This is a genomic window from Acidovorax sp. GW460-11-11-14-LB4, assembly GCF_059423685.1.
In genome coordinates this window covers 1-2131 of sequence record NZ_JBWKYJ010000141.1, presented here as the reverse complement: position 1 = coordinate 2131, position 2131 = coordinate 1, and the positions used below count along the sequence as shown (strand labels likewise).

Below are 2131 nucleotides of genomic sequence, written 5' to 3'. Positions count from 1 at the left end.
CGCCACGCCCGCCCACGCCCTTGCGCGGGCGTGGCGACCTGGGGGGCGGCTACCGCCGAGGCGCGGTGGCCCCGACCGAACCTACCCCCTCCAAACCCCATGAACATCCTGATCGTTGACGACGAAGCCCTGGCGCGCAGCCGCTTGCGCACCCTGCTGTCCGACTGCTCGGACATCCAGCGCTGCACGGTGGCAGAGGCCTCCAACGCCGCCGAGACCATGGCGCTGCTGGGTCCCACCGGGGGGCGTGGGTACGACCTGGTGCTGCTGGACATCCACATGCCCGGCCAGGACGGCCTGGCACTGGCCCATGCACTGCAGGCCCTGCCCCAGCCCCCGGCCGTGGTCTTTGTGACGGCCCACGCCGACCACGCAGTGAGCGCGTTCGAGCTGGATGCCGTGGACTACCTGACCAAACCCGTGCGCCGCGAGCGCCTGCAGCAGGCCCTGGCCAAGGTGCAGCGCACCAGCCGCCCCGCAGGACCCAGTGCCGTGCCCAGCCTGCCCGAGGGCGAGACCCTGCTGATCCAGGACCGGGGCCGCACCGAACGCCTGCCGCTGACCGAGGTGCTGTACTTCAAGGCCGAGCAGAAATACGTGACCGTGCGCACCACCACGCGCAGCTACATCATGGACGGCTCGCTGAGCGAGCTGGAAGCCAAGTTTGCACCGCGCTTCCTGCGCATCCACCGCAATGCGCTGGTGGCGCGCCGCGCCGTGCGCGCGCTGGAAAAGCACTACGACCCTGAGGAGGGCGAAGGCTGGGCGGTGCGGCTGCAAGGCTCGACCGAACTGCTGGCGGTGTCGCGGCGGCAGGTGGCGGCTGTGCGCGAGGAGCTGGCGCGCTAGCAGCAGAGGTGCACAGGCCTTTGAGGGCCTTGAAACATCCCCACAGATATTTTTCGAACCATTTTGGCCACCAGCGCTAGTTCCATATGCCTGAGCAGCTATCAATGAGATAGCAAATCTCCTGTGACTGCAGGCGGTGCGGCCACCAGCCGCCCCAGCGCCTCCACGCCCACAGGCGGCTGTGCCAGCCAGGGCAGCACGTAGGTACGCTGCGCCAGACCGCTGGCGATGCGCGCGGCCTGCTGTTGCTCGCCCGCCAGCCGGGCCTGCAGCAAGGGGTCGCTGGTGCCGGTGGCCGCCACGCTTTTGTTGATGACCCAGGCCCAGGGCTCGATGCGGGCGCGGCGCAGGTCGTCCTGCAGCGCAGCGGCCTGGCTCACGGGCGTGACCTCGGGCAGCGTGACGATGACCACATGGGTCATATCCGCGTCCTGCAGGCGCATCAGCGGCGTGATGATGTGTTTGGAGTTTGCGCTGCCTTCGTACTGCTGCGTCATCTGCCGGTGGTAGGCGCCGGTGGCGTCCATCAGCAGCAGGCTGTGGCCGGTGGGTGCCGTGTCCAGCACCACAAAGGCGCTGCGGGCCTCGTTCACCACGCGGCTGAAGGCGTGGAACACGGCCACTTCCTCCGTGCAGGGCGACTGCAGGTCTTCCAGCAGCAGGGCGCGGCCTGCGTCGTCCAGCGCCTTGCCGCGCGTAGCCATGATCTTGTCGATGTAGGCCTGGGTTTCGGCGTGCGGGTCGATGCGCCCCACTTTCAGCCCCGGCAGGCTGCCGTCGAGCTGGCTTTGCACGTGCGCCGCCGGGTCGGTGGTGGTGAGGTGCACGCTGTGCCCACGCTGCACCAGGCCCACAGCCAGCGCGGCGGCGATGGTGGTCTTGCCCACGCCGCCCTTGCCCATCACCATGATGAGGCCGTGGCCCTTGGCGGCCAGTGCGTCGGCCAGGGCTGCGAGGGGTTCCGCCTGCAACGGCACACCCGCTGCGGCAGCGGGTGCGCGCAACATCACATTGCCGCCACCCAAGAGGGCCCGCAGCGCAGGCAGGCCCACGGTGTCGAAGGCGCGCAACGGCACCTCGTCGCGCGGCAAATGCGCCAGCGCATCGTGCATCTGGTGCATGGCATCGCGGCCCAGGGCCTCGATGGCGTCGGCCACCGCGTCCTGCCCCGGTCGGCTGGCATGGAACACGCCGTTGATGGCCAGGCGCTGGTTGGCCAGGCCCAGGGCGCGCAGCTCCCGCGCGGTGCGCGCGGCCTCTTGCATGGGGCGGGGGTCGGGGC

Annotated in this window: 2 protein-coding genes; one reads left to right on the top strand and one right to left on the bottom strand. The window is 70.0% G+C overall.

Features of this window, described 5'->3' with window-relative positions; translation table 11 throughout:
• Nucleotides 1-99: 99 nt before the first annotated feature.
• Nucleotides 100-849 carry a LytR/AlgR family response regulator transcription factor gene (locus AC07X4_RS23905; RefSeq protein ID WP_056061176.1) on the top strand — a complete coding sequence of 250 codons (750 nt, stop codon included), beginning with the start codon at nt 100-102 and terminating at the stop codon, nt 847-849.
• A 101-nt stretch (nt 850-950) separates the two neighbouring features.
• On the opposite strand, the gene AC07X4_RS23900 is transcribed toward AC07X4_RS23905, so the two are convergent.
• Nucleotides 951-2131: ArsA-related P-loop ATPase (locus AC07X4_RS23900; protein ID WP_494741538.1), on the bottom strand; the 1181-nt coding region annotated here is incomplete at its 5' end.

Excerpts from the sequence above, each read along its gene's own strand:
- AC07X4_RS23905 (WP_056061176.1), top strand. The coding sequence starts at position 100 with ATGAACATCCTGATCGTTGACGACGAAGCCCTGGCGCGCAGCCGCTTG.